Genomic DNA, 5,884 nt, shown 5'->3' with positions numbered 1-5,884 from the left:
TTTATAATTTAATTTTTGGGACTATAAAATATGGGCGATTCGAATTCATCTGTTCAAAACAATCGTGTTGAAGTTATCACCAACAATTCCATAATCAAACATTATGTAAATGGAATGTCTCGTTTTTTGATTTTATGGATTATTAAATTCAAAGGTCCGATTCATGGTTATGCAATTTTAAATGAATTGGATGCATTTTTCACAATACTGATTGAGGAAGGATCTTTAAAAAAATCAAGCCCCAGCAATATTTATCCTATTTTGAATAGGCTTGAAGATTTGAATCTTATTGTCAGTGAGTTGAAAGTTAAAAACAATAAGAAAATAAAATATTTCGGGATAACCAATGAGGGTGTACAGGTATTGAACTACATGTATTCCCGGTTTGATATAATTCATAACAATCCTCAATGGAAATTATTGTTTGAGACTATGGACGGATTTTGAAAACAGTCATAATCAAATTCATCAGGGTTTGCATACTGGAAGAGAAATTTAAACTGACAGTTATTGAAGATGTAAATTTTAATTTAGTTTTATAAATATTTTCGATGAACTTTAAATACTAACATGGCATTAAATACTAAATAGCAAGGATGAAGTTTAATAAAACTTTTTTTCAAAGATACCCAAGTTAAAAGGTAAAAACGTTAATCATCAACTTTTAAATATTAATTAAGTTTTAGGCGATTAATGTGTTTGACGAATTAAAAGGATGAAATTATTAAGTTAAAATAATAAAATAGAATTAGATATTATGTGTTCTATAGTTGGTCTGCAAGGCGATTTTAAAGGAAACGATATAGTTAAAATGCTGAAAACCTCCAGGAATAGAGGTCCTGATTCGTCAGGAGTATTTCTGGATGAAATCTGCACGGATATTGATCCGGATGACTTTTATGATGACAATGATTATGGGATAGCTTTTGGCCATAATCTTCTTTCCATTTATGACGGCAACGACAGATTGTCAAAGCCTCAGCCGGTTTCAAATGAAAATCTGGTTTTGGTTTTCAATGGGGAATTATACAATTTCGCAACAATTCGAAATCTGGTCAAAAAGGTGGGTGTCGAAGCGGAAATCACCTCGGACAGTGAAGCCCTCCTTTATCTGATTGATTTTTACAACAAGGGTGATTTATTGAAGGCAGTTCAAATGGCAAATAGAATGATTGATGGGGATTATGCCTTTGCCGTTTGGGACGGTGAAAACCTGGCAATTGCACGTGATCCATTGGGAGTAAAGCCATTGTTTTATGCAGAAAATGACGCCCTAAAAGGTTTTGCATCTACAAGACAATCCCTAAAGGAAGTTGGCTTTATAGACATCAACACCTTAAAGCCGGAACACATTCTCTATAACTGGCAGGATATATCTCCGGCACAGGCAATCTATGAAAAGGTCTTCGATGGTGATGTGGACAAGATTGACAAGTTCTTAAGATTGAGTCTTGTTAAAAGGGTCGATGGATTGAGGGAGGTCGGAGTAATATTTTCGGGCGGTGTTGACAGTTCATACTTGGCATTGCTTTTAAAGGAAATCTCAGAAAACATTCCGTTGAAAGTTACTCTTTATGCAGTAGGTGTTGAAGGCTCGAAAGATGTTGAAGCAGCAATAAAGGCTTCAAAGTCCATAAATCTGCCTTTGGAAATCTGTGAAGTCACAGAAGATTTAATCCGTGAAGCCTTGCCTCAAGTTGTAAAAGCTATCGGGGACGATAATCTCATGAAAGTTGGCGTTGGCCTTACAACCTATTTTGCAACAGGGATGGTCTCCCGTGATGGGATTAGGGTGGCCATTTCAGGACAAGGTGCAGATGAGCTCTTCGGTGGATATAAAAGATATCTTAAAAGCTTTGTCGAGGGAACACTGAACTATGATTTGCGTGAGGACATGTCAAATATGTATCATGTAAATCTTGAAAGGGATGATGCATGCTCAATGCTCAATTCTGTGGAGTTGAGACTGCCGTTTTTGGACAAGTCATTAGTGGAATTGGTGTTAAATATTCCGGATAACAAGAAGATAGTTTCCATGCATGATGACATGAGAAAAAGTTTCCTCAGAAAATTGGCATTTGAGGATGGCCTTGATTATGAAATAGCCTACAGACCTAAAAAAGCAGCACAATATGGAACGGGAATCGATAAAATTTTAAGAAAAAGAATTTTAAAAGACACTGATATTTCCCAATATTTGGAATAATTTTCTTCTTTTTAGTTATTTTAATCTTTAACTATATTAATATCAAAAAATAAAATAATAATATTATTAATTATTAAGGAGTTTATTTATGACAATCGAAAAAGATGCTGAAGACATTATAGAAAAATTCTCAAAGATCTTGGAGGATATTCCTGATTCAGATGAAACATGGTATATCACTGATAATTTAAACTTAACTCGTGAAGATGAAGCTCATGAGAAAAATCCGGAAAAAATATTAAGAAATGCCAATATTGATAAGGACGGAAATCTCAAAGTGAAAATTGCAGAATGGACTAATTAAGAGTGATTTATATGAAAATGAATTTAGTTCTAGAACTTTTAGACAGTCCTGGACAATTAGTCAGAGTGTTAGAACCAATAAGTACATTTGGTGCTAATTTAGTAACTGTTATCCATAAAAGAGACTATAAAAATGAAAATGGTAAAGTTCCAGTTCAGCTTACTTTGGAAGGTGAACAAGCAGAACTTACAGGCCTAATAAATAAATTTGAAGAGTTAGGATTCAGTATTATCGAAATGGATGGTGTTTTAAGAAAAGAAAAGATCACCACCATTCTGTTTGGCGACATTATTGATCAGGACTTGAGGGATACAATGGACAGAATCAATGCACTTGACGGCGTTGTAATCGTTGGATTTGACATTAAGTTAAATGGTGAAGAAAAATCCACTGCTTTGATTAATATTGAAGCGGATATCGGCAAAAAGCAAACAGTATTTGATAGGATCGGTGAAATTGCCGAAGAAAAAGATTTACTTGTGATAAATGAAGTGTGATTATTATGGATGAGTGTAAAGTTATTATCATGGGATTCGGTTCAGTAGGTCAAGGTGTGGCCAACGCCCTTTCCATGAAAAAAGATTTGATTTATGAAAAAACAGGAGTAAATGTTAAGATTGTTGCCGCTGCAGATTCATCTACATCTGCAATATCACAAGATGGATTAGATGAAAAATTACTTGTTGAAACAAAGAAGAATGAAGGAAAATTATCAGCATATCCGGAATTCGGGTCTGATAAAAGTGGTTTGGATGTTTTGGATGCTGTTGAATATGATTGTCTTATAGAAGTGACTCCTACCAATATCGTTGATGCACAGCCAGCATTATCCTTAACACTTAAAGCTTTCGAACAAGGAAAGGATGTAGTAACATCAAATAAAGGACATTTGGCACTTAAATTCAAGGAGGTTGTTGGAGCAGCCGAAAAAGCTGGTGTGGAATTTAAATATGAAGCCAGTGTTGGCGGGTCCATGCCGATCATTAATTTCACAAGGGATACACTTGCATCCTGTGAGATAAAATCAATCAAGGGTATTCTAAACGGCACTACAAATTATATTCTGTCAAGAATGACTTCAGAAGGTTCCGAATATGAAGTTATTTTAAAGGAATCACAGGAATTGGGAATTGCAGAAACTGACCCGACTCAGGATGTCGAAGGCATTGACGCTGCATGCAAAACAGTAATTTTGGCAAATTCACTTTTGGGAATTGATGCCACATACAGTGATGTTAAGGTTGAAGGCATTTCAAATATTAACTCACAAGCTATAGAACTTGCTAAAAAAGATGATTATCTAATTAAACTAATAGCCGAAGTGTCTCCAGATAATTTACAGGTATCTCCTCGTTTAGTTAAAAGAGGAAGTTCCTATGATGTAAGCGGAACATTAAACATGGCTACAATCAAGACTGATTTGGCTGATGAAGTTTCCGTAATTGGACTTGGAGCAGGTTCACTTGAAACTGCTTCTGCGATGTTGACTGATTTAATTAGTATTTTAAAGAATAAATACTAATTTTTTATACTTTTTTTGATAATATGAAATATGTAATTTTTATCCCCGATGGGGCTAGCGATTATCCTTTAGATGAACTGGATGGTAAAACTCCTTTGATGGCAGCCAACACTCCGAATATTGACAAGCTGGCAAAGGGGGGATTTGGCGGTTTTACGAATAATGTTCCGGAACAGTACACTTCAGGTTCTGATGTGGCCAATATGAGCATTTTCGGATTTAATCCTGCAGATTACTATACTGGCCGCGGACCCCTTGAAGCAGGCAGTGAGGGAATTCCAACAACACCAAAAGATGTAATATTCAGATGCAACACAATATTTTGCGAAAATGATGCAATGGATGACTTCAATGCAGGTCATATTTCAACAGATGAAGCTGATGACCTATTAAAGGGATTAAACGAATACTTTACAGAGAAATACCCTGGATTTAAAGGAAAATTCCATACTGGCGTAAGCTATAGGCATTTATTCATATATTCATGTGACAGTGAGGAGGATGCCGAGGTCTTATCAAGCATTAAGACAATTGCTCCTCATGACATTGTAGGTGAAAAATTAGCAGATAATTTATTTGGCGATTGCGAATTGGCTCAGGAGATTCAAAATATCATGTTTGAGTCACGAGAATACCTTAAAGATGCTGAAGTAAACAAAAAAAGAGAGGTTCCGGCCAATATGGTGTGGTTATGGAGTCAAGGTGTAAAGCCAAGCCTGCCTAACTTTGAAGAGACTTACGGAATAACCGCTTCAGTAATCACTGGTGTGGACTTGCTTAAGGGAATCGGAAACTTTGCAGGCATGAACATTGTAAATGTGCCTGAAGCTACAGGATACTTTGACACTGACTACAAGCAAAAAGGAGAGTACGGAATCGAAGCATTAAAAGAAACAGATCTATTGCTTATTCATATAGAGGCGCCTGATGAAGCGGGACATGCCCATAACACTGAAGAAAAAGTGAAAGCTATTGAAAGAATTGATGAGTTTATTGTCGGGCCAATCATTGAAAGTCTGGAAGGTTCTGACTTTAGGGCAGCAATATTGCCGGATCATCCAACCCCTGTCGATGTCGGAACACATACCCGTGACGATGTGCCTTTGGTAATCTATGATTCTGCACGTGAAGGCGATGAATGCGAATCATTTGATGAGGAAGGTGTTAAAAAAGGTTCACTTGAATTCAGAAAAGGACACTTCTTGGTTCAAAGATTGATTGATGGAGATTATTAAAATGAAAGTGATACTGGTAAATGGAAGTCCTCATAAGGAAGGATGTACCTATACTGCTTTAAATGAAGTAGCAAAGACATTACAGGAATACGATATCGAAACTGAAATATTCTGGATTAAAACAAAGCCAATAACCGGATGCATTGCCTGCGGAAAATGCTCTGAATTAGGCAAATGTGCATTCGATAATGATGTTGTAAATGAATTCGTCGAAAAGGCATATGATGCGGATGCATTCGTATTCGGCTCACCGGTTTACTATGCAGGAGCCAACGGATCAATGACCTCCTTTTTGGACAGGGCATTCTACTCAAATTCACATGGATCAGGAGGGGATGCTTTCAAGTTCAAACCCGGGGCTGTTGTCTGCTCTGCAAGGCGTGCGGGAACAACCGCAACATATGACCAATTAATCAAGTATCTGGGAATTAGCCAAATGCCTATCATTTCTTCATTTTACTGGAATATGGTTCATGGAAACACTCCCGAAGAGGTAATGCAGGATGAAGAGGGTCTGGGCACCATGAGACAATTGGCCCACAATATGGCATTTTTCTTGAAATGTCTTGAAGAAGGTGGAAAAAAAGGTTTGACAGTAACTGAAGAGCCTAAACCAC

The 5,884-nt window shown here is 36.6% G+C and carries 7 protein-coding genes; all 7 read left to right on the top strand.

Translation table 11 applies throughout. The features are described from left to right. The first annotated feature begins 30 nt into the window (after positions 1-30). Positions 31-447: a PadR family transcriptional regulator gene (locus ACKI4K_RS01800; RefSeq protein WP_407421688.1), complete on the top strand. Its 417-nt coding sequence runs from the start codon at positions 31-33 to the stop codon at positions 445-447. 310 nt (positions 448-757) lie between these two features. After that, entirely contained in the window at positions 758-2,206 is a 1,449-nt protein-coding gene (locus ACKI4K_RS01795) for an asparagine synthase-related protein (protein ID WP_407421686.1), read from the top strand. 88 nt (positions 2,207-2,294) lie between these two features. Then, positions 2,295-2,510 carry an Asp-tRNA(Asn) amidotransferase subunit GatC gene (gene gatC, locus ACKI4K_RS01790; RefSeq protein ID WP_407421684.1) on the top strand — a complete coding sequence of 72 codons (216 nt, stop codon included), beginning with the start codon at positions 2,295-2,297 and terminating at the stop codon, positions 2,508-2,510. An 11-nt stretch (positions 2,511-2,521) separates the two neighbouring features. Then, complete coding sequence (locus ACKI4K_RS01785) at positions 2,522-3,007, top strand: amino acid-binding protein (protein ID WP_407421682.1); 486 nt, start codon at positions 2,522-2,524, stop codon at positions 3,005-3,007. A 5-nt stretch (positions 3,008-3,012) separates the two neighbouring features. Then, entirely contained in the window at positions 3,013-4,032 is a 1,020-nt protein-coding gene (locus ACKI4K_RS01780) for a homoserine dehydrogenase (RefSeq protein ID WP_407421680.1), read from the top strand. A 23-nt stretch (positions 4,033-4,055) separates the two neighbouring features. Then, positions 4,056-5,267, top strand: a complete 1,212-nt coding sequence (locus tag ACKI4K_RS01775) for a cofactor-independent phosphoglycerate mutase (RefSeq protein ID WP_407421678.1) — start codon at positions 4,056-4,058, stop codon at positions 5,265-5,267. After that, on the top strand, positions 5,254-5,884 hold a 631-nt coding region (locus tag ACKI4K_RS01770), incomplete at its 3' end, for a flavodoxin family protein (RefSeq protein WP_407421676.1). The genes ACKI4K_RS01775 and ACKI4K_RS01770, both read left to right, overlap by 14 nt.

The organism is Methanobrevibacter sp. (genome assembly GCF_045644645.1).
GTDB lineage: Archaea > Methanobacteriota > Methanobacteria > Methanobacteriales > Methanobacteriaceae > Methanocatella.
The sequence above is the reverse complement of the archived record's forward strand: the minus strand, read 5'-3'. Positions and strand labels throughout refer to the sequence as shown.

Excerpts from the sequence above, each read along its gene's own strand:
- ACKI4K_RS01780 (WP_407421680.1), top strand. The coding sequence starts at position 3,013 with ATGGATGAGTGTAAAGTTATTATCATGGGATTCGGTTCAGTAGGTCAA.
- ACKI4K_RS01800 (WP_407421688.1), top strand. The coding sequence starts at position 31 with ATGGGCGATTCGAATTCATCTGTTCAAAACAATCGTGTTGAAGTTATC.
- ACKI4K_RS01795 (WP_407421686.1), top strand. The coding sequence starts at position 758 with ATGTGTTCTATAGTTGGTCTGCAAGGCGATTTTAAAGGAAACGATATA.
- gatC (WP_407421684.1), top strand. The coding sequence starts at position 2,295 with ATGACAATCGAAAAAGATGCTGAAGACATTATAGAAAAATTCTCAAAG.
- ACKI4K_RS01785 (WP_407421682.1), top strand. The coding sequence starts at position 2,522 with ATGAAAATGAATTTAGTTCTAGAACTTTTAGACAGTCCTGGACAATTA.
- ACKI4K_RS01775 (WP_407421678.1), top strand. The coding sequence starts at position 4,056 with ATGAAATATGTAATTTTTATCCCCGATGGGGCTAGCGATTATCCTTTA.